Genomic DNA, 19,280 nt, shown 5'->3' on the forward strand with positions numbered 1-19,280 from the left:
CCGTCCCTTAGGAGCGCGCATCACCATGGACGCCATCCTCCGCGCCGAAGGCGTGGATCTCTTCTACGGCACGCAGCAGGCTGTGAGCGGTGCCGACTTCACCCTCAAATGCGGTGAAGTGGCCGCCATCATGGGCAGCAGCGGATCCGGCAAGTCGTCCCTGCTGTACTGCCTCGCCGGGATTCTTCCCCCCACCAACGGGCGGGTGACCTTCGACGGACAACTGCTGTCCGCCCTGCCCGACGGCGAGCTGAGCGCACTGCGGCGCACACGGCTGGGGTTCGTCTTCCAGTACGGAGAATTACTCCCGGAGCTGTCCGTCGAGGAGAACACGGCACTCCCCCTCCGGCTCGCCGGAATCAGCAAGTCCCACGCTTACGCGATGGCCGGCCAAGTGCTGGGACGCCTCGGGATGGGCGATCTGGCACGGCGCAGGACCTCGAAGCTTTCCGGTGGACAGAGCCAGCGCGTGGCGGTCGCGCGAGCCCTGGTGCACCAGCCGGACGTGGTGTTCGCGGACGAGCCGACCGGCGCTCTCGACAGCGCCAACGCGGACGCCGTGCTGGACGAGTTCCTCCAGCTCGCCCGGAACCAGCAGACGGCCGTGATCATCGTGACGCACGATGTCGACGTAGCCGCGAAGGCCGACACGCAGTACACGATGACGGACGGTGTTCTGACACAGCGGGTGGCGGTGTGAACCCGTTCTTCCTCGGAATCCGCCTGTTGTGGGGCAGCGGGCGCAGAGGAAGAATCCGTTTCCTGCTGATGTCGCTCGGGTCCGCGCTGGGAGTGGCCTGTCTCGCCGCCACTCTCACGATTCCCACCATCATCGCCGCCCACGACGCCCGCGTGACGAAACGGACCGTGCACTCGGGCAGCAACAAGAACGTCGTCTACAAAGAATTAATGGACCCGTACGGCTCGCAGCCGCTGCGCAGGGTCTTCATCGGGCACACGGGCGCCGGGCCCACCCCTTCTCCCCCCGGCGTGGAACGGCTCCCCCGGGCCGGCGAGGCAATCGTCTCGCCGAAATTGGCGGAGATCCTGGATGCCAATCCTCGTGCCACAGGACTCGTACCCGGTCGCGTGATCGGCACCATCGCCCCCTCGGGACTGGGCGGACCCGATGACCTGTACGCATACATCGGTGTACTTCCAGCCGAACTCGGCGGAGCGGGGCAACTGGGTCACTTCGGAGACGAGTACACACGACACGAACTCATCGACCCCTCCACCGTCGACATCCTGCGATTCACCCTCGGCTGCATCGTGCTCCTTCCCCTCGCCATCTTTCTTTCCGTCTGCGCACGGCTGTCCGGCGAGTCTCGTGCACGCCGTCTCGCCGCGCTCCGGCTTGTCGGGCTCAGCGCCAAAGACACTCTGCGGGTCAATGCCGGAGAAAGCGTGGCCGCCGCCTCCTTGGGTGCCGTCCTGGGGCTTCTGGGGTATCTCGGCGTGAATGAGGTGATGGCGCGGATCGGGCTGCCCGGACTGCACTGGTACCCGGCGGACGGACACCCCGAAACGACCACGCTGATCGCCTGCCTGTTGGGCTGCCCGGTGCTCGCGGCAGTGGTGAGCCGGGCCGGCGCACAGCGGGCCGCGTTGTCACCCCTCACTGTGCGGCGGACCGGAGAACGCAAATCCCCGAACAAGTACGGAACGCTGTTGTTGGTTCCGGGCCTTGGGATCATCGGCGGTTACTGCGCGCTCGGCGTGATGGGACGGGACCCGTCGGGTGGCCCCGCCAGTGCCGTACTGGTTCCTGGTGCCGTTCTCCTCACCGGCGCCGGGCTCGCGCTGGGCCTGGCACCGATCACAGCTTGGATCTCGCGACGCCTCGCGGCAGCGTCCGGATCATTGGCTCTGACACTGGCCATGCGCCGAACGGAAGTCGACCCGGGAAGCGCACTGCGCGTGGCCACGGGGCTCGTACTGCTCGTCTTCGGCGCCTCGCTCACCCAGGGAGTGCTCGTCGAGTTGGATCAGGTCAGTCGGCGCACGGCTCCCGTCCAGGAATACAGCGTTCCTCTGGATGAACTGAACCCTCGGCAGATTGCACAGATGACCGGTCTGAGCGGCGTGAACGCCCATGCTTTTCATGTCGAGTCGCAGCGAGGGAACCTTGAGTACGTCGTGCCGCGCGTGGAAGGAATCGTTGCCACATGCGCCCAGTTGGCAGCCTTCACCAAATCCGTCCGAGGCTGCGTCGACAACAAGGTCCTCCTGATCAAGGATCCTTCTTATCTCTTCGACGAGGACGCCCGAGCCGGAAAGTCCTTCTCCTTCCCTCTGACCAATGGCCGCGATCTGGACATCTCCGTACCCCGAACCGCCATCACCGCTCAGCTCTACACTCCCTCCAGGGCCGCCGGACCAAGTCTTCTGATCCCGCCTTCCCTCATCCCTCAGGGAGTTCATGTCGCAGGTGCCGCTCTCGTACTGGTCGGTCCGTCCGACCCCGACACCGTCCGAGCCGTCCTGGACGGCATCGGGGCCGTCGCTCCCACCGTTTCCGTGGATCCCGTCGGCATCGTGATCGAGTCGCTCGCGCAGTTGGCCGTGATTCGGAGCCTGCTGGCGGTCGGGATGGTGCTCGGGTTGGTCATCGGAGTCGCCGCGTTCGTCGTGTCCGTGGCCGACCGGGCCATGGAGCGGCGGGGGCAGGTGACGGCGCTGGCCTTGTTGGGGGCGCGGGCCGGGACGTTGCGGACGGTACAGGTGGTACAGGTGGTGTTGCCGTTGGTGGTGGGGCTGGGGGCGGCGATCGTGGCGGGGTGGCTCGCCGAGTCCAGTTACCTGATCACCGGGGGCGGGGCCGTGCACTGGGACTGGGAGGGGTTGCCCCTGCTGTTCGCCTGCGCGGCGGGTGTGGTGCTCGTGGCCGCGCTGGCCTCCGTGCCCATGGTGCGGAGGCACGTCGATCCCGAGCACATCCGGCGTGATTGACCGCACGTGCTCCCGTTCGCGGCGATGAGTTTTCGGTGGGGTGGGGGTCCTACCCGTAAGTGACCACCCCACCTCAGGAGATCGCCGTGGCCGAGAACGTCGTCAAGGGTCCCGCCAGCTACTTCCCCTCCATCGAGAAGAAGTACGGGCGGCCCGTCACCGAGTGGCAGGACCTCATCCGTTCCTCGCCGCTCGCCAAGCACATGGAGCTGGTCTCCTGGCTGAAGGCCGAGCACGGGCTGGGCCACGGGCACGCGAACGCGCTCGTGGCCCACACCCTTGCCGGGAAGAAGTAGGGCTTCCCACGCATGCTGTCAGCCGAGTTCGCGCCGTCCGCGTTCCCGTCACCCGCGTTCCCGTCGTCCGCCGACGCCCCGGCCCGCCGGTTCCCCGACCCGGCGGTCCCTCGACCCGTGGGAGAAGGTGGGGGAATGACATCCATGCGCGGGACCGGGCGGCCGGTCGTGGGGCGGGACGGAGTACGGCTGTTCTGCCGTGACTGGGGCGGTTCCGGGCCCGATGTGCTCCTCCTGCACGGACTCGCGGGACATTCCGGGGAGTGGGACACCACCGCCCGGCTGCTGCGGGACGCCGGTCACCGGGTCGTCGCTTTCGACCAGCGCGGGCACGGGCGCAGTGAGCGGTTTCCCGGCGACGTGTCCCGCGCCGCCCACGTCGCCGATGTCGTGACCGTCGTCGAAGAACTCGCCTTGCGCGAGCCCGTGTTGATGGGCCAGTCGCTCGGCGGGCACACCGCGCTCCTCACCGCCGCCGCCCACCCCGGGTTGCCGCGCGCCCTCGTCCTGGTCGAGGCCGGCCCCGGCGGCTCGGCCCCGGACACACAGGAGCGGATCGGCGGCTGGTTGCGGGGGTGGCCGGTTCCGTTCCCCTCCCGGGAGGCGGCCGTCGCGTATCTCGGGGGCGGGGTGCGTCCCGTAGGGGAAGGGTGGGCGGACGGGCTCGAGGAACGGGACGGGGGGCTGTGGCCCCGGTTCGACCCCGAGGTCATGGTCCGCTCCCTCGACGAGAACGCCGCCCGCGCCTTCTGGGACGAGTGGGCCTCGATCACCTGTCCCGCCCTCGCCGTTCTCGGGCAGGGCGAGCGGGGCGGGATCGTCGGCGGCGAGCAGTACGCGGAGATGGCCCGGCTCCGTCCCGGACTGCGGGGGGTGAGCCTGCCCGGAGCCGGGCACGACCTGCACCTGGAGCGGCCCGCGCCACTGCACCGGGTGGTTCTCGGGTTCCTCGCCGGTCTCGACGCGGACTGACACGGGCCCCGGCCCCCGGAACGCTCAGTGCCGGGCCTCCAGGCCCGGGACGCCCAGACCGGAGAGGCCGTCGAGGACGAGGTCGACGCCGACGGCGGCGAGCAGGAGGCCCAGGAGGCGGTTGAGGAGTTCGATCGTCGCGTGGTGGGTGCGGAGCAGGATCCGGGTGAGGAGCAGGACGCAGACCAGGTCGAGGGCGATGACGGCCACGTACGCGCCGACGACCGTCGAGCGCCAGCTGAAGCCGCTGCGGGCCGACCCCTCGATGAGTACGGCGGTCAGGGCGAGAGGGCTCACGATGTACGGCATGAGCAGTTCGCGCACTCCGCTGGCCAGGTCGGGGGCGTCCTGGTGGGGCCCCTCGGAGCCGAGGTGCGTGCCGAGGACGAGACCGACCGCGTAGACGAAGAAGATGACGCCGCCCGCGACCTGGAGGGCGGGGGTGCTGATGTGGAAGAGGTCGAGGAGCCAGGGGGACGTGATGCCGGCGAGGAGGCCGACGAGGACGGCCACGGCCGAGGAGATGAGGGCGATGGTCCGCAGCTGGGTGGCGGGGTGGACCTGGGCGAGACTCGCGAAGGAGAGGAGCACCTTCGGCGGGCCGACGACGGAGAAGAAGGTGATGAAGGCGGCGGAGAAGGTGAATGCGTTCACCCGTGCATCATGGGACGGCTGAGTGATTTATCCCGTTTTCCCGGTTCCCGGCCGCGTGGTGTCGAGAACGGCGGTCCGGATCCGACTGTGCTGCGAGAAGCGGTACGCACCGCACGGAACGCCCGCCGAACGAGGAGGACACCATGAAGTACCTGGTGATGGTCCAGGGGTCGGAAGCCGGTTACGAGGCGATGGCGGGGCGCGGTTCCGCCGGCGCCCCCGCCTGGGACAAGGAGGCGATCCGGGCGATGGCCGCCCACATGGGCGAGATCGGCGAAGAGCTCGCCGCGAACGGCGAACTGCTCGACGCCCAGGGCCTCACGGCCCCGTCCACGACCCGTTTCGTGACGGTGGACGACGACGGGAACCCGGTCGTCACGGACGGCCCGTACGCGGAGACCAAGGAGGTCCTGGCCGGCTACTGGGTCGTCGACTGCGCCTCCCTGGAGCGCGTCACCGAGATCGCCGCCCAGGTGGCCCGCTGCCCGGTCCCGGCCGGCTCCCCGAAGCACCCGGTGGTCATCCGTCCGGTCGACGAAGTGGGGCCGGTGGGGGACTGAGGTCCCGAAGGGCCGAGGAGGCGGGGACGGGGACCGGAGCGAGGCGCCCGTGGGCGCGCCGCCCCCTTCTCGTCCACGCCTGTCCCCCGGTCCGCCCGGGCCCCGGGGAAGCCGACGGTCCGCCTTCCGGTCGATTGATGCGAACGAAATGGATTTCTATCCATTTTTTCGGCGGGGTCGGTATGCTCGGCACGGGAGCGTCCCGGTGACGGGGCCGAAGGGCAGGAGGCTGCGGAGATGGGCACGGAGAACTCCCGGGCCACCGAGCGGACGGCGGGCTCCCCGCGCGGCCTGCTCCCCACGCTCGGCACCCCGGCCCCCGAACGCGCCGACGCGGCCCGGAACCGGGGCAGGATCCTCGACGCGGCCGCCCGCATCGTCGCGGAGAAGGGGCCCGAAGCCGTCACCATGAACCAGGTGGCCCACGCCAGCGGCATCGGCGTCGGCACCGTCTACCGCCGCTTCGGCGACGTCTCCCGGCTTCTGTGGGCGCTCCTCGACGAACGCGAGCGGCGGTTCCAGGAGGCATACATGAGCGGGCCTCCGCCGCTCGGTCCCGGCGCCCCGGCCGCCGAACGGCTCGACGCCTTCCTCGACGCGCTCGTCGACCGGATCGCCGAGCAGCGCGAGATCCTGCTCGCCGCGCACTCCGCCGCGCCCCGGGCCCGGTACCACAGCGGCGCGTACCGGGTGATGCACACCCACGTCGCCCTGCTCCTCGGGCAGCTCAGGCCGGAGGCCGACGGCGCGCTCCTCGCCCACCTGCTGCTCGCCCCCTTCTCCCCCGACGTCATGCACCACCTGTCGGTCGAGCGGGAACTGTCCGGTGAGCGCCTCAAGGCGGGCGTACGGGAACTCCTCGCCCTGCGGGACCGCCCTTGAGGGCCCGGGGCCGCCCTCGGGGCCTTTGCCGCCCCCGAACCTCCAGGGACCTCTAGGGACCCGTAAGGCCCGTAAGGCCCGTAAGGCCCGTAAGGCCCGTAAGGGATCATCCCCCAGCGGGCCCGGTTCCGGCCCCTCCCGCGCTCCCGGCGCCTCTTCGCCCCGGAGGCGCAACGGATCGACCTCTCCGGCCGGCGCGATTGCGGCCGTTCCGCTCCTCCCGGAACCGATGAGCGCAAATCCGGCGAAAGACGTTCAATCGCAAGTGAATTGAGAATTTCAGATGTCAATCCTGCTTCACCCGGCAGGAATTGTGGCGAATCTGTTCACAAGATGCCCCGGAGATCGCTAACTTCCCCTCAACCTCGTCCGTACCGGGAAGGACTTCTGTGAACGCATCCCAGCGCCGGGCCGCGGCCATCCTCGCCGCCGCCGCCCTCGCCGCCCCGCTGGTCCTCGCATCCCCCGCCACCGCGGGACAGGACCCCACGGCCGCGCCCGCCCGCGATGCCGCCAAGCTGGCGAAGAAGCTGGTCGGAGAAACCACCGCCAAGGACGCCTACAGGCACCTGCAGAAGTTCCAGGCGATAGCCGACTCGGCCGGGGGCCACCGCGCCGCCGGCTCGCTCGGCCACGACGCCTCGGCCGCGTACGTCTACACGCAGCTCAAGAAGGCCGGCTACAACGTCTCGTACCAGAAGTTCGATTTCGAGTACACGGAGACGCAGGCCGAGAAAGCCTCCGTCGTCTCCCCCGCGCCCCGCGCGCTCGACATCAAGGCGATGACGTACACCAAGTCCACCCCGGTCGGTGGCATCAGGGCCGACCTGGCGGCCGTTCCGGTCGACGCCGACGGCACCACCGGGTGCGAGCCGGGCGACTTCGCCGCAGGCGCCTTCACCGGCAAGATCGCGCTGATCAAGCGCGGCGGCTGCACCTTCGCGGTGAAGCAGGAGAACGCCGCCGCGGCCGGCGCCGCCGCCGCCGTCATCTACAACAACACCGACGGCGCCCTCTCCGGCACCCTCGGAGACGCGGCCGCGGGCAAGATCCCCACCGGCGGCCTCAGCCAGGCCGAGGGCACGGCGCTCGCCGCCGACCTCGCCAAGGGCCCGGTCACGCTCTCCCTGGAGATCCGCCAGCTCCAGCAGATACGTTCCACCAACAACGTCATCGCGGAGACCAAGGGCGGCAACGCCGCCAACACCGTGATGCTCGGCTCCCACCTCGACTCCGTCACCGCCGGCCCCGGCATCAACGACAACGGCTCGGGCTCCGCCGGTCTCCTCCAGACCGCCCTCGAGCTCGCCAAGTCGAAGGACAAGGTCCGCAACAAGGTCCGCTTCGCCTGGTGGTCCGCCGAGGAGAACGGCCTCCTGGGCTCCGAGCACTACGTGAAGAACCTCACCGCGCTCGACAAGAGCGAGATCAAGCTCTACCTGAACTTCGACATGATCGCCTCGCCGAACTACGGCCTGTTCGTGTACGACGGCGACGACTCGGACGGCGTCGGCGCCGGTGCGGGTCCGGCGGGCTCGGCCCAGCTGGAGCGCGACATCACCGACTTCATGGACAAGAAGGGCCTCCCGCACGAGGGAACCGACTTCACCGGCCGTTCCGACTACGGCCCGTTCATCGAGGTCGGCATCCCCTCCGGCGGCACCTTCACCGGCGCCGAGGGCATCAAGACCCCGGCCCAGGCGGCCAAGTTCGGCGGCCAGGCGGGCGTCGCGTACGACGTGAACTACCACGCCAAGGGCGACGACATCACCAACATCAACATGAAGGCGTTCGACGCCAACATCGACGTCATCGCCAACACCGTGGGCACCTACGCCCACGACACCTCCTCGCTGCGCAAGCCGGTCGTCTCCGTCCCGACCACCGGTGACGCGGGCAGCGGCGGCGGCCTGCACGACGACCACCACGAGGTCACCGAGTAGTCCCGGCGGCCGGCGGCGGACGGCTCCGCCGCCACGCCGGGCCGAAGGACGGCCGACCGGTTTCCCGTGCCGGTCGGCCGTTCTTTTCCCCGTTCCCGTTCCCGTTCGGGTACGAGTACGGGTACGGGGCCCGGAGCCACCGCGGTCCGGAGGCGGACCGCCGGCCCCAGGGGCCCGGTCGGCGCGAGCCCGTTCCCCCGCGTGACGGGGTCCGCTCCCCCGCGTGACGGGGTCCGTTCCGGGTCCACCGCGTCCTGCCCGTCATCCCACCCCCCTTCGTGGCTGCGCCGATGGCCGCTCGCCCGGTAGGCTTTCCGTGTGATCTTCAAGCGCATCGGAAACGGAAAGCCGTATCCCGACCACGGCCGGGAAAGCACCCGGCAGTGGGCGGACGTCGCCCCGCGCCCGGTCCGCCTCGACCAGCTGGTCACCACCAAGGGCCAGCTGGACCTGGAGACCCTGCTCGCGGAGGACTCCACCTTCTACGGCGACCTCTTCGCGCACGTCGTGAAGTGGCAGGGCGACCTCTACCTCGAGGACGGACTCCACCGTGCCGTCCGCGCGGCGCTCCAGCAGCGGCAGGTGCTGCACGCCCGCGTCCTCGAACTGGGCTGAGGACCACCCCGGGAGGGGCAGGCCGTCACTCCCTCCCGCCTGCGTCCCCTCCGGCGCGCTCTCTCCTCGCCAGGCCCCCGAGGGGCGTTACCGGGGCCGGTCACGATCCGTCCCGAAGCGTCGCTCCGGGTATCGGGCGCTGACCCTTTCGGGGCCAGTTCGTCCCCATCCGGACGCGATCACATGATCATCAAGTAGGCAACCCCGACAGGCGGCATTACGCTGCGCTCATGAGCATGCTCACTCCCCCCGGCATGGGCGGAAAGTACCGCATCACGGGGGATGTCTACCCGCGCATGCGCCGCCCCCACCGCCGGCGCAGGATCATCCTCGCGTCCACCGCCGCAGCGGTCGTGCTCGGCGCGGCCGGCTGGGGCACGTACCAGCTCGTCGACGTGTTCTCCGGCGGCGGGGACACGAAGACGGCGGCCGGGAAGCGGGCGGACTGCAAGCCCGCCCCCACGGCGACCGCCGCACCGGCCGCCGTCCTGCCGAAGCCCGCGCAGATCACGGTGAACGTCTACAACGCGACCCCGCGCAGCGGACTCGCCAAGACGACCGCGGACGAACTCAGGAAACGCGGCTTCAAGATCGGCAAGGTGGGGAACGCACCCGCCGCCTACGACAAGAAGGTCACGGGCGCCGGACTGCTCCTCGGCGCGCCCGCCGCCACCAAGGGCGGCTTCCCCGTCCTGGGCACCCAGCTCGCGGGCGCCACGACCAAGACGGACGCCCGGGGCACGGCGGACGTGGACCTGATCATCGGAACCGCCTTCAAGAGCCTGGCCCCGAAGACGACGGCGGACGCGGCCCTGGTCGCCCTGACCAGGCCCGCGCCCGCCCCTGTCAAGAAGTGCTGACGCCGCGAGACGTGCTGACGCCGGAGGACCGCCCGGCCCGAAGGACCCGTGCGGCCTGAGGGCCGTACGGCCCCGGAGCCCGTGCCGCTCGAAGCGTTCCGTACGGCCCGGGGCCTCCCGCCGGCCCCTACTCGGCCGAGCCGTACATCCGGTCGCCCGCGTCGCCCAGGCCCGGGACGATGTAGCCGTTCTCGTTGAGGCGCTCGTCCACCGAGGCCGTCACGACGGTGACGGGGGTGCCCGCCAGCTCGCGCTCCATGACCTCGACGCCCTCCGGGGCGGCGAGGAGCACGACCGCGGTCACGTCGTCCGCGCCGCGCCTGATCAGCTCCTGGATCGCCGCGACCAGCGTGCCGCCGGTCGCCAGCATCGGGTCCAGGACGTAGACCTGGCGGCCCGAGAGGTCCTCCGGCATCCGCGTGGCGTAGGTCGACGCCTCCAGCGTCTCCTCGTTGCGGATCATGCCGAGGAAGCCGACCTCGGCGGTCGGGAGCAGCCGGACCATGCCGTCGAGCATGCCGAGACCGGCGCGCAGGATCGGGACCACCAGCGGACGCGGGTGCGACAGCTTCACGCCGGTCGTGACCGTGACGGGGGTCTCGATGTCGACCTGCTCGGTCCGCACGTCCCGGGTGGCCTCGTAGGCGAGCAGGGTGACCAGTTCGTCGGCGAGACGGCGGAAGGTCGCGGAATCCGTGCGCTTGTCGCGCAGGGTGGTGAGCTTGTGGGCGACCAGAGGGTGGTCGACGACGTGGAGACGCATGCCTCAACAGTAGCCCGCCCCGCACTGGCATCGACCCTCCCCACTGGGGGAAGGTGAGGGCACACGGACCCGGCGATGGGGTGGTGTGGCAGATGCCCGACCAGCATGAACCGTCCGAAGGACTCGCCGAGAGGGCGGCTCCGGGGTCGGCGACGGAGACCGACGCGGAGCGCCGCAGGCGCCGCGCCCAGTTCCTGCGCGAGCTGAACGAGGCCAAGGCGCTGCGCGAACGCGTGCAGCCGCGGCGCGCCCGCGCGGCCCGGATGCGCCAGGCGATGCGGATGCGGACCTTCCGCTGGTGAGGCCGCCCGAACGCGCCCGGTCGGCGGGAACGGGCCGGTGGCGGACGTGCGCCCCCCGAGTGCGCCGGGGTCGCACGCCCGCCCGCCGGTGGGGTCGTTCAGACTGATGCACGACGCAAGAGCCGAAGACCTCTCCTGGGGGCGCCGTTTCTGTCACGATGCCGAAGGGCGGGGCTCAGGACCGCGCCGCCGGAACGTCACACCTCTGATCAGTGGGAGAGAGTCAGGTGTACTTCGCCGCACTGCTCGCGCGCACCGAAGACGGGTGGGAAGCGAGCGACACGGAGCTCGACGACGTGGAGAGTCTGTCGGATCTGGCCGAGCTGGCCCGCGAGGTCTCGGACGACGACACGGTGATCGTCTTCATCGAGCAGGAGGACGCGTGGTTCGGGATCGTGCGGATCGAGGGTGAGGAAGACCCCCGCATCTACGTCTCGGACGCCGCCGCCGCCGCTCGTTCCTCGTACGGGGAGATGCTCACCCGGGAGATCCTCGGTGACGATCCGGACGACCTGGTCGACGCGCTGGAGTCGCTGGACCTGGACGGTACGGAGGACGGGGAGCCGGTCGAAACCGCCGGGGACGAGGACGACGAGGCGGACCCCGTGGCCGCCGAGGCCGTCCCGGCCGCTCCGGTGGGCGACCGGCTGATCCTGGCGGACCTCGGCCTCGCGCCGGCCGACCTCCTCGCCCTGGAGACCGACGCGCTCTCGGAGATCGCGGACGCGCTGGGCGCCGCCGAGGTCCTGGAGGCCGTCCGCTAGTGACACCGGCGGTCCCTGTCCCCGACCCACCGCACGGCACCGTGCCCGGCCCCGCGGCCGGCCGGCCGGTGCCTCCGGCGACCGGTCCGGCGGCCTCCCCGTCGTCCCCTCCGGAGGCCGGTCCCGTACGGGACTCCTCGGGGAACTCCGTACGGGGCCCCTCGGGGGACCCCGTACGGGATCCCTGGCGGGACGCCATGCGGCTCGCCCTCGCCGAGGCCGACGAGGCCGTGCCGGCCGGCGACGTACCGGTCGGCGCGGTCGTCCTGGGGCCGGACGGAAAGGTCCTCGCCCGCGCGCACAACGAGCGGGAGGCGGTCGGCGACCCCACCGCGCACGCCGAGGTCCTGGCCCTGCGCCGGGCGGCCGCGGCGACCGGGGAGTGGCGGCTCACGGGTTGCACGCTGGTCGTGACCCTGGAGCCCTGCGTGATGTGCGCGGGCGCCCTGGTCCAGTCGCGGGTGGAGCGGGTGGTGTTCGGGGCCCCGGACGAGAAGGCGGGTGCGGCCGGTTCGCTCTGGGACCTCGTACGGGACCGGCGGCTCAACCACCGCCCCGAGGTGATCCACGGCGTGCTCGGCGACGAGTGCGCGGAGCGGCTGACGGCCTTCTTCCGCACCCGCTGACCCCCGCCCCACCTGCGGCGGGACACGGATTTCATCGCTGCGGAAGTTTCGGCTAAGCTCTCTCTCGGTAGCGTGTCCGAGCGGCCGAAGGAGCTCGCCTCGAAAGCGAGTGTGGGGAAACTCACCGAGGGTTCAAATCCCTCCGCTACCGCTTCGATCGAAGGGCCCGGCGCATCTGCGCCGGGCCCTTCGGCGTACCCGGGAAGCGGGGTGACGCCCCGTACGGGAAGGCCCCGGCTCCGCGCGGACGCGGACCGGGGCCCTTCCCCCCGGTCGGTCGGGGGAGCGGCATCGGGGGGACAAGCCGCTCCCCCGGTGGGAACCGGTCCACCGGACACCCGCGCCGCCGTCAGGGGAAGCCCCGCGGCGCGGGCGCCGAGGTGCGGGCCGGTTCCGGGAGCCCTTCGGATTCCTGCCGGACCCTCCGGGCTCGTCCTCCATCCTGCGGGCCCGTCACCCTTTCGGCGGACAGAAAAAGTCCTCCGTCTCCGGGCCCTTGGTCCCCGGGGGCTCGGTTAGAGTGGCGCGGTCGTGCGGCGGGGGAACAGGGGAGGGCTGGAATGGCGCAGGCGAAGAAGGTCGCGCTGTACGCGGTCGTGGTCTTTGTGCTGTACACGATCGTCACGTCCCCGGCCCGGGCGGCCGACCTGGTCCAGGTAGGGTTCGAGGGCATTTCCGGCGCCGCCCAGGGGGTCGGCCAGTTCATGACCGAACTCATCAACTAGGAGCCCTCCGTGATCCGCCATCTGGTCCTCTTCAAGCTCCACGAGGGCGTCTCCCGTGACGAGCCGCGCGTCGTCGCCGGCGTCGAGGCGTTCCGGGCGCTCGGGGAGCAGATCCCGGAGCTGCGGTTCTGGGAGTGCGACTGGAACATCACGGACCGGCCGATCGCGTACGACTTCGCCATCAACTCGGCCGTCGAGGACACCGACGCCCTCCAGCGCTATCTGGAGCACCCCGCCCACCAGGCGGGTGTCGCCCAATGGCGGGAGTTCTCCACCTGGGTGATCGCGGACTACGCCTTCTAGTTCCGGCGCCCGCGCGCGTTCGACGAGGCCCCCCGCCGTTCCGGCGGGGGGCCTCGCGGGTTCCCGGTCACGTTTTCGGGTGTTTGAATCCCTCAACACGTAGTTTTGGGGTGCTTGCACACAGTGGACATGTCTTGTGATGCTATGACCGCTTTTGACGGATGAGTTGACCGTAGTTGACCCGGTCGAGCCCAGTTGAACCCAGTCGACCCGCAGGACCAGCCAAAGGGGTGGCGTGAACGTGCCGGCCAGTACAGCACCTCAAGTCCCGCCCCAGCACGAGGCAGGCGGCCCGGAGTCCGCGCGCCCCCGGGAGCCGGAGCCCTCCGGACCGCGCGACCGGGGCCCGGAGCCGCCCGCCCCTTCGCACCCCCCGGCCGCGGAGCCCTCCGCCCCTCCGCACCCCCCGGCTGCGGAGCCCTCCGCCCCTCCGCGCCCCCAGGCCCCGGCGTCCCCGCGCCAACGCCCCCAGAGCACCCGCGGCGCCGACACCCGCGCCCTCACCCAGGTCCTCTTCGGCAAGCTCAAGAACCTGGAGCCGGGCACCCCCGAGCACGACCGGGTGCGCGGCGCTCTCATCGAGGCCAACCTGCCCCTCGTGCGGTACGCGGCGGCCCGCTTCCGCTCCCGCAACGAGCCGATGGAGGACGTCGTCCAGGTCGGCACCATCGGCCTGATCAACGCCATCGACCGCTTCGACCCGGACCGGGGCGTGCAGTTCCCGACGTTCGCGATGCCGACGGTGGTCGGCGAGATCAAGCGGTACTTCCGCGACAACGTCCGGACCGTGCACGTGCCCCGCCGGCTGCACGAGCTGTGGGTGCAGGTGAACGGCGCCACCGAGGACCTGACGACCGCCCACGGCCGCTCCCCGACGACCGCCGAGATCGCGGAGCGGCTGCGGATCGGGGAGGACGAGGTGCTCGCCTGCATCGAGGCCGGGCGCTCGTACCACGCCACCTCCCTGGAGGCGGCGCAGGAGGGCGACGGGCTGCCCGGACTGCTCGACCGGCTCGGTTACGAGGACCCCGCCCTGGCCGGGGTCGAGCACCGGGACCTGGTCCGGCACCTCCTCGTACAACTGCCCGAACGGGAGCAGCGCATCCTGATGCTGCGCTACTACAGCAATCTGACCCAGTCCCAGATCAGCCAGGAGCTCGGCGTCTCCCAGATGCACGTGTCAAGGCTCCTCGCCCGCAGCTTCGCACGATTGAGGTCCGCAAACAGGATCGAAGCGTAGCTGGAACGGGTAGACCCCTCGGAAGAGTTCCCCCGCTCCCCAAATGCCGCACACCCCTTGTTTCCTGCGGATATGCACACTCGATGTGTCGACAAGTCACTACAGCGTGTTGCCGACATGTGACATTCTGCTGGAACCGCGTTTGCCGCAGCCCCACCGCCGGTATTCAGGTGGTGGCTGCGTTCCTCAGACGGTCGCGGCACCGCGACCGTCCGCGACCTCAAGGGGGTGGCATGTCCACAGAACTGGGCAGCTCCAAGGTGCTCACGCTCACGCCCGTTCCCGTGCCCACGCAGACGACCGCGCCGACCGCGCCCGAAAGCGCGCCGACCGCGCCCCCGGTGGCCGTGCCGTCCGGCGCCCTCGACACCCGCACCCTCTCCCGCTCCCTCTTCCTGCGGCTGCGCGCCCTGGACGCCGAGGGCGCCACCGCCGACAGCCCGGAGCGGACCTACGTCCGCGACACCCTCATCGAACTCAACCTCCCCCTCGTCCGGTACGCGGCCGCCCGCTTCCGCTCCCGCAACGAGCCGATGGAGGACATCGTCCAGGTCGGCACCATCGGCCTGATCAAGGCGATCGACCGGTTCGACTGCGAGCGGGGCGTGGAGTTCCCGACGTTCGCGATGCCGACGGTCGTCGGGGAGATCAAGCGCTTCTTCCGCGACACCTCCTGGTCGGTGCGGGTCCCGCGCCGCCTCCAGGAGCTGCGCCTCGCCCTCACCAAGGCCGGCGACGAACTCGCCCAGAAGCTCGACCGCTCCCCGACCGTCGCCGAGCTCGCCGCCGTGCTGGGCGTGTCGGAGGAGGACGTGGTCGACGGCCTCGCCGTGGGCAACGCGTACACCGCCTCCTCGCTCGACTCCCCCTCGCCCGAGGACGACGGCGGCGAGGGCTCCCTCGCGGACCGCCTGGGGTACGAGGACACGGCGCTCGAAGGCGTCGAGTACCGCGAGTCGCTCAAGCCGCTGCTCGCCAAGCTGCCGCCCCGCGAGCGGCAGATCATCATGCTGCGCTTCTTCGCCAACATGACCCAGTCGCAGATCGGCGAGGAGGTCGGCATCTCCCAGATGCACGTCTCGCGCCTGCTCACCCGCACGCTCGCCCAGCTGCGCGACGGCCTCATCTCCGACTGACGCCCTCGCCCCGCGGCCCCGGAGGCCGCCCGGAACGCGAACGGCCGGCGTCCCCCTCGGGGGGCGCCGGCCGTTCGCGGCCCGTGCGCCGCCGTCCGGGCCGGGACATCCGCGCCGGGGCGGGTCCGGCCCGCCAAGACGAGACCGGCCGCCGGGACGGGCATCCGCGCCGGGACGGGGCGCGCGTACGGAGCGGTCAGCCGAACGCCAGCCAGGCGACGACGGCGAGGACGACGACGGCCGCGACCACGCCCGCGATCAGGCCGACCCGGGGGCCCGAGGCGGCGACGGCCTGCGGTTGCTGCCGCTGCGGGGCCCCCTCGTCGACGAAGGCGCGGAACATCTGGGTGTTGCCGGCGGGGTCGAAGGAGCCCTCGGGGCCCTGGCCCTGACCCTGGCCGTACGGTGCTTGGGGGTTGTGTGTCATGGGCCGGACCCTAGCGAAGTCGGGGTGAGGGCCCAAGCCCGGTCCCCCCACCCCGGCCCAGACAGCCCGCCCGGCGCCTCTCACCCGCCTTTGCCGATTCTTTAGCGCCATTTGACCGATTTAGTTTGCCTGGAGCAACCATCCATCTCTATGGTTGCCCTAAGCAACAACATAGGGGGAGAACCCGGTGGAGTGCGCGATGGACAGCGGAAATCGGTACGAGAACCTCGCCCGCCAGGTGAGTGCCATCGGAGCGGTGAAGCGCGGACTCGCGCGGACCCTGCCGGCCGAGTGCCCCAGCGGCTCCGCGATCGTCCTCGCCCTGCTGAACCACCACGGCGACATGCGGATGGGCCGCGTGTCCGAGCTGATGGCCGTCGACATGTCGGTCAGCAGCCGCCACGTGGCCCACACCGTGGAGCGCGGGTGGGTCGAGCGACTGCCCGACCCCGCCGACCGGCGTTCCCGCATCCTCCGCCTGACCCCGGCGGGCGAGTCCATGCTCGCCGTCCTCGACCGACGGCTGACCGACATGCTCACCCGCACCCTCGGGGGGTGGTCCGACGAAGACGTCGAACTGCTCACCACCCTGCTCGCCCGCCTCCGCGATTCCTTCGGGGACTGCCGGGCCCACCACGCTTGAGAACGTCCACCACGCTCGAGAACGAAGGAAGTTGATGGCTACCACCACACCAGGCACCGGTGTGCTCGGCGGAAGCGCCAAGGAGGGGGACACCGCCTCCGGCGGCGCCCCGATGACGCACAAGCAGATCATGGAGGCGCTGTCCGGGCTGCTGCTGGGCATGTTCGTCGCCATTCTCTCCTCGACGATCGTCTCCAACGCTCTGCCGCAGATCATCACCGACCTGGGTGGCGGTCAGTCCGCCTACACCTGGGTCGTGACCGCGTCCCTCCTGTCGATGACCGCGACCACCCCGCTCTGGGGCAAGCTCGCCGACCTCTTCTCCAAGAAGCTGCTCGTCCAGATAGCCCTGATCATCTACGTCGCGGGCTCGGTCGTCGCCGGCCTCTCGCAGAGCTCCGGCATGCTCATCGCCTGCCGTGTCGTCCAGGGCATCGGCGTCGGCGGCCTCACCGCCCTCTCCCAGATCATCCTGGCCGCGATGATCGCCCCGCGCGAGCGCGGCCGGTACAGCGGTTACCTCGGCGCGACCTTCGCCGTCGCCACCGTCGGCGGCCCGCTGCTCGGCGGCGTCATCACCGACACCGAGTGGCTCGGCTGGCGCTGGTGCTTCTACGTCGGCGTGCCCTTCGCGGTCATCGCCCTGATCGTCCTGCAGAAGACCCTGAAGCTCCCCGTCGTGAAGCGCCAGGTCAAGGTCGACTGGGCCGGCGCCTTCTTCGTGAGCGCCGCCGTCTCCCTGCTGCTCGTCTGGGTCACCTTCGCGGGCGACAAGTACGACTGGATGTCCTGGCAGACGGCCGCCATGCTCCTCGGCTCCCTCGCCCTCGGCGGGCTCTTCCTCCTCGTCGAGTCGAAGGCGAGCGAGCCGATCATCCCGCTCCGCCTGTTCCGCAACCGGACGATCACCCTGGCCTCGCTCGCCTCGCTCTTCGTGGGCGTCGCGATGTTCGCCGGCACGGTCTTCTTCAGCCAGTACTTCCAGCTCGCGCGGAACGAGTCGCCGACCATGTCCGGCGTCCTCACCATCCCGATGATCGCCGGTCTGTTCGTCTCCTCCACCGTCTCCGGCCTGGTCATCACCAAGACCGGCAGGTGGAAGTCGTGGCTGGTCAGCGGTGGCGCCCTGGCCGCCGGCGGCCTCGGCCTGCTCGGCACGATCCGTTACGACACGGCGTACTGGCACATCGCGATCTTCATGGCGGTCCTGGGCCTCGGCCTCGGCATGATGATGCAGAACCTGGTGCTCTGCACCCAGAACCAGGTGGCCCCCGCCGACCTCGGCGCCGCCTCCTCCGTCGTCACCTTCTTCCGCTCCCTGGGCGGCGCGATCGGCGTCTCGGCGCTCGGCGCGGTCATGGCCCACCGGGTCACGGACTACGTCAAGGAGGGTCTGACCGAACTCGGCCCGAAGGCCGCGGGCGCCCTGGGCAAGGGCGGTTCGGGCGGCGGCATCCCCGACATGGACAAGCTGCCGGCCCCGATCCGCACGGTCATGGAGAGCGCGTACGGACACGGCGTCGCGGACGTCTTCCTCTACTCGGCGCCGTTCGCGCTGCTCGCCTTCGTGGTGACGCTCTTCATCAAGGAGGTCGCCCTCAAGAGCAACAAGGGCGACGACGTGAAGGCGGACACCACCGCCACCACCACCGCTGCCGCCGGGCAGACGGGGCGGTAACAGAGCTCCCGGCCGCGCTTCGAGCGGAGGCGCGGCCGGGTGGGGTACGGAGCGGCGGGCAGGGGACGGCCCGCCGCTCCGTCGTTCTCCCGTTTCCGCGGCGCGCCCGTCCCCCGCGACGCCGTCGCGCCCGCCCTCGTACCGCCCTCACTCCCGCTCCCGCGCCACCATCACCTCGATGCCGGCGACCAGGACGTCGAGGGCGTAGGCGAAGTCGCGGTCCCAGATCTCGCTGACGGTGCCGTGCGAGGCGCGCTCGTCGAGGAGTTCCGTCATCGGTTCGAGCGCCTCCACGAACTGCGGTTCCTCGCGGAGCGCCTTGATCGACTCCCCGTAGAAGTCGTCCTGCGACATGCCGGTCTCCGCCGCCCGCCGCTGGAACTGCGACTCGATCGTCCCGTAGCCGTACACGAACTGGAAGACCGCCGACATCGCGCTGGGACAGCGGTGCGTCGGCAGGCCGGTGTCGCGGATCGTCTCGTGGATCTTGGCGCCGACGGCGATCGCGCACGGGCCGATGTTCAGGTACTGGCCGGCGCACGGCGCCATCCACGGGTGGCGGACCAGCATCCGCCGGTAGGCCAGGGCGAGCACCCTGATCCGGTCCCGCCAGCCGCCCGCGGCGTCGACCGCGGCGAGGTCGATCTCCCCGTAGGCGGTGTCCACGGCGTACTCGATGATGTCGTCCTTGGTGTCCACGTACCAGTAGAGCGACATGGCCGTGACGCCCAGTTCGGACGCGAGCTTGCGCATCGACAGGCCGGTCAGGCCCTCCTCGTCGAGCATCCGGATCGCGGCGGCGACGATCCGGTCCCGGTCGAGCCCGGCCGGGCCGCCTCCGGCACGGGGGGACCGGTCCTCCAGCCAGACGCTGGAACGCGCCGGGTTCTTGGCCCGGTCGGCTGCCTTGACCATCGCGTTCCTCCGTCTGTCAGTGCT

General features: G+C 70.8%; 21 protein-coding genes, 1 tRNA gene and 1 pseudogene. 19 read left to right on the forward strand and 4 right to left on the reverse strand.

The genetic code is table 11. The features are described 5' to 3' along the window. The first annotated feature begins 25 nt into the window (after nt 1–25). The 4 genes from ACZ6AQ_RS22235 (at nt 26) to ACZ6AQ_RS22250 (ending at nt 4,220) form a co-directional block, all read left to right on the forward strand. Entirely contained in the window at nt 26–700 is a 675-nt protein-coding gene (locus ACZ6AQ_RS22235) for an ABC transporter ATP-binding protein (protein WP_468761624.1), read from the forward strand. Then, nucleotides 697–2,952 (forward strand): FtsX-like permease family protein, encoded by a 2,256-nt coding sequence (locus ACZ6AQ_RS22240; protein WP_468761626.1) that lies wholly within the window; start codon nt 697–699, stop codon nt 2,950–2,952. Before ACZ6AQ_RS22235 ends, ACZ6AQ_RS22240 begins: the two co-directional genes overlap by 4 nt. Nucleotides 2,953–3,038: 86 nt before the next feature. Further along, nucleotides 3,039–3,248: a DUF4287 domain-containing protein gene (locus ACZ6AQ_RS22245; protein WP_468761901.1), complete on the forward strand. Its 210-nt coding sequence runs from the start codon at nt 3,039–3,041 to the stop codon at nt 3,246–3,248. Nucleotides 3,249–3,383: 135 nt separating this feature from the next. Further along, nucleotides 3,384–4,220, forward strand: coding sequence for an alpha/beta fold hydrolase (locus ACZ6AQ_RS22250; protein WP_468761628.1), 837 nt, complete (start codon nt 3,384–3,386; stop codon nt 4,218–4,220). 24 nt (nt 4,221–4,244) lie between these two features. Here ACZ6AQ_RS22250 and ACZ6AQ_RS22255 read toward each other — a convergent pair whose 3' ends face one another. After that, nucleotides 4,245–4,874 carry a MarC family protein gene (locus tag ACZ6AQ_RS22255; RefSeq protein ID WP_468761629.1) on the reverse strand — a complete coding sequence of 210 codons (630 nt, stop codon included), beginning with the start codon at nt 4,872–4,874 and terminating at the stop codon, nt 4,245–4,247. Nucleotides 4,875–5,017: 143 nt separating this feature from the next. Between ACZ6AQ_RS22255 and ACZ6AQ_RS22260 the strand changes: the two genes are divergently transcribed. From ACZ6AQ_RS22260 to ACZ6AQ_RS22280, 5 genes are all read left to right on the forward strand, one after another. Next, nucleotides 5,018–5,434 carry a YciI family protein gene (locus tag ACZ6AQ_RS22260; protein WP_468761631.1) on the forward strand — a complete coding sequence of 139 codons (417 nt, stop codon included), beginning with the start codon at nt 5,018–5,020 and terminating at the stop codon, nt 5,432–5,434. A gap of 237 nt (nt 5,435–5,671) precedes the next feature. Beyond that, complete coding sequence (locus ACZ6AQ_RS22265) at nt 5,672–6,316, forward strand: TetR/AcrR family transcriptional regulator (RefSeq protein WP_468761633.1); 645 nt, start codon at nt 5,672–5,674, stop codon at nt 6,314–6,316. A 389-nt stretch (nt 6,317–6,705) separates the two neighbouring features. Beyond that, nucleotides 6,706–8,259, forward strand: coding sequence for a M28 family metallopeptidase (locus ACZ6AQ_RS22270; protein ID WP_468761635.1), 1,554 nt, complete (start codon nt 6,706–6,708; stop codon nt 8,257–8,259). A gap of 318 nt (nt 8,260–8,577) precedes the next feature. Further along, nucleotides 8,578–8,874, forward strand: coding sequence for a type II toxin-antitoxin system VapB family antitoxin (locus tag ACZ6AQ_RS22275; RefSeq protein ID WP_018101777.1), 297 nt, complete (start codon nt 8,578–8,580; stop codon nt 8,872–8,874). 230 nt (nt 8,875–9,104) lie between these two features. Beyond that, nucleotides 9,105–9,734 carry a LytR C-terminal domain-containing protein gene (locus tag ACZ6AQ_RS22280; protein WP_468761637.1) on the forward strand — a complete coding sequence of 210 codons (630 nt, stop codon included), beginning with the start codon at nt 9,105–9,107 and terminating at the stop codon, nt 9,732–9,734. A 127-nt stretch (nt 9,735–9,861) separates the two neighbouring features. Here the strand turns inward: ACZ6AQ_RS22280 and upp are convergent, their stop codons facing one another. After that, the gene (gene upp, locus ACZ6AQ_RS22285; protein ID WP_388690100.1) at nt 9,862–10,497 is read right to left on the reverse strand and encodes a uracil phosphoribosyltransferase; all 636 of its coding nucleotides are present in this window, start codon (nt 10,495–10,497) and stop codon (nt 9,862–9,864) included. Between the two features lie 92 nt (nt 10,498–10,589). Here upp and ACZ6AQ_RS22290 point away from each other — a divergent pair, with 92 nt between their 5' ends. The 8 genes from ACZ6AQ_RS22290 (at nt 10,590) to ACZ6AQ_RS22325 (ending at nt 15,593) form a co-directional block, all read left to right on the forward strand. Beyond that, nucleotides 10,590–10,799, forward strand: coding sequence for a hypothetical protein (locus ACZ6AQ_RS22290; protein ID WP_388690101.1), 210 nt, complete (start codon nt 10,590–10,592; stop codon nt 10,797–10,799). Between the two features lie 227 nt (nt 10,800–11,026). Beyond that, entirely contained in the window at nt 11,027–11,563 is a 537-nt protein-coding gene (locus ACZ6AQ_RS22295; protein ID WP_468761640.1) for a tRNA adenosine deaminase-associated protein, read from the forward strand. 197 nt (nt 11,564–11,760) lie between these two features. After that, nucleotides 11,761–12,189: a tRNA adenosine(34) deaminase TadA gene (gene tadA / locus ACZ6AQ_RS22300; RefSeq protein WP_388690609.1), complete on the forward strand. Its 429-nt coding sequence runs from the start codon at nt 11,761–11,763 to the stop codon at nt 12,187–12,189. A 66-nt stretch (nt 12,190–12,255) separates the two neighbouring features. Then, a tRNA-Ser gene (locus tag ACZ6AQ_RS22305) sits at nt 12,256–12,340 on the forward strand. 409 nt (nt 12,341–12,749) lie between these two features. Further along, entirely contained in the window at nt 12,750–12,914 is a 165-nt protein-coding gene (locus tag ACZ6AQ_RS22310; RefSeq protein ID WP_468761642.1) for a hypothetical protein, read from the forward strand. 9 nt (nt 12,915–12,923) lie between these two features. After that, a complete protein-coding gene (locus ACZ6AQ_RS22315; RefSeq protein ID WP_388690106.1) occupies nt 12,924–13,217 on the forward strand; it encodes a Dabb family protein in 294 nt (97 codons plus the stop codon). 235 nt (nt 13,218–13,452) lie between these two features. After that, nucleotides 13,453–14,457 (forward strand): RNA polymerase sigma factor SigF, encoded by a 1,005-nt coding sequence (locus ACZ6AQ_RS22320; protein WP_468761644.1) that lies wholly within the window; start codon nt 13,453–13,455, stop codon nt 14,455–14,457. Nucleotides 14,458–14,690: 233 nt separating this feature from the next. Beyond that, nucleotides 14,691–15,593 carry an RNA polymerase sigma factor SigF gene (locus ACZ6AQ_RS22325; protein ID WP_468761646.1) on the forward strand — a complete coding sequence of 301 codons (903 nt, stop codon included), beginning with the start codon at nt 14,691–14,693 and terminating at the stop codon, nt 15,591–15,593. A 196-nt stretch (nt 15,594–15,789) separates the two neighbouring features. On the opposite strand, the gene ACZ6AQ_RS22330 is transcribed toward ACZ6AQ_RS22325, so the two are convergent. Beyond that, entirely contained in the window at nt 15,790–16,020 is a 231-nt protein-coding gene (locus tag ACZ6AQ_RS22330) for a hypothetical protein (protein WP_388690110.1), read from the reverse strand. Between the two features lie 199 nt (nt 16,021–16,219). Here ACZ6AQ_RS22330 and ACZ6AQ_RS22335 point away from each other — a divergent pair, with 199 nt between their 5' ends. Both ACZ6AQ_RS22335 and ACZ6AQ_RS22340 read left to right on the forward strand, forming a co-directional pair. Further along, a complete protein-coding gene (locus tag ACZ6AQ_RS22335; RefSeq protein ID WP_468761648.1) occupies nt 16,220–16,663 on the forward strand; it encodes a MarR family winged helix-turn-helix transcriptional regulator in 444 nt (147 codons plus the stop codon). A 112-nt stretch (nt 16,664–16,775) separates the two neighbouring features. Further along, a pseudogene (locus ACZ6AQ_RS22340) lies at nt 16,776–18,278 on the forward strand (MDR family MFS transporter); the annotation flags it as partial. Between the two features lie 210 nt (nt 18,279–18,488). Here ACZ6AQ_RS22340 and ACZ6AQ_RS22345 read toward each other — a convergent pair. Further along, the gene (locus ACZ6AQ_RS22345) at nt 18,489–19,256 is read right to left on the reverse strand and encodes a TetR/AcrR family transcriptional regulator (RefSeq protein ID WP_468761650.1); all 768 of its coding nucleotides are present in this window, start codon (nt 19,254–19,256) and stop codon (nt 18,489–18,491) included. Between the last annotated feature and the right edge of the window lie 24 nt (nt 19,257–19,280).

This window comes from Streptomyces sp. NPDC041191, assembly GCF_055591945.1.

What these genes read in the sequence shown, in the direction of transcription:
- ACZ6AQ_RS22235 (WP_468761624.1), top strand. Translation starts at nt 26, where the DNA reads ATGGACGCCATCCTCCGCGCCGAAGGCGTGGATCTCTTCTACGGCACG.
- ACZ6AQ_RS22250 (WP_468761628.1), top strand. Translation starts at nt 3,384, where the DNA reads ATGACATCCATGCGCGGGACCGGGCGGCCGGTCGTGGGGCGGGACGGA.
- ACZ6AQ_RS22260 (WP_468761631.1), top strand. Translation starts at nt 5,018, where the DNA reads ATGAAGTACCTGGTGATGGTCCAGGGGTCGGAAGCCGGTTACGAGGCG.
- ACZ6AQ_RS22265 (WP_468761633.1), top strand. Translation starts at nt 5,672, where the DNA reads ATGGGCACGGAGAACTCCCGGGCCACCGAGCGGACGGCGGGCTCCCCG.
- ACZ6AQ_RS22280 (WP_468761637.1), top strand. Translation starts at nt 9,105, where the DNA reads ATGAGCATGCTCACTCCCCCCGGCATGGGCGGAAAGTACCGCATCACG.
- upp (WP_388690100.1), bottom strand. Translation starts at nt 10,497, where the DNA reads ATGCGTCTCCACGTCGTCGACCACCCTCTGGTCGCCCACAAGCTCACC.
- ACZ6AQ_RS22290 (WP_388690101.1), top strand. Translation starts at nt 10,590, where the DNA reads ATGCCCGACCAGCATGAACCGTCCGAAGGACTCGCCGAGAGGGCGGCT.
- tadA (WP_388690609.1), top strand. Translation starts at nt 11,761, where the DNA reads ATGCGGCTCGCCCTCGCCGAGGCCGACGAGGCCGTGCCGGCCGGCGAC.
- ACZ6AQ_RS22310 (WP_468761642.1), top strand. Translation starts at nt 12,750, where the DNA reads ATGGCGCAGGCGAAGAAGGTCGCGCTGTACGCGGTCGTGGTCTTTGTG.
- ACZ6AQ_RS22325 (WP_468761646.1), top strand. Translation starts at nt 14,691, where the DNA reads ATGTCCACAGAACTGGGCAGCTCCAAGGTGCTCACGCTCACGCCCGTT.
- ACZ6AQ_RS22330 (WP_388690110.1), bottom strand. Translation starts at nt 16,020, where the DNA reads ATGACACACAACCCCCAAGCACCGTACGGCCAGGGTCAGGGCCAGGGC.
- ACZ6AQ_RS22335 (WP_468761648.1), top strand. Translation starts at nt 16,220, where the DNA reads ATGGACAGCGGAAATCGGTACGAGAACCTCGCCCGCCAGGTGAGTGCC.
- ACZ6AQ_RS22345 (WP_468761650.1), bottom strand. Translation starts at nt 19,256, where the DNA reads ATGGTCAAGGCAGCCGACCGGGCCAAGAACCCGGCGCGTTCCAGCGTC.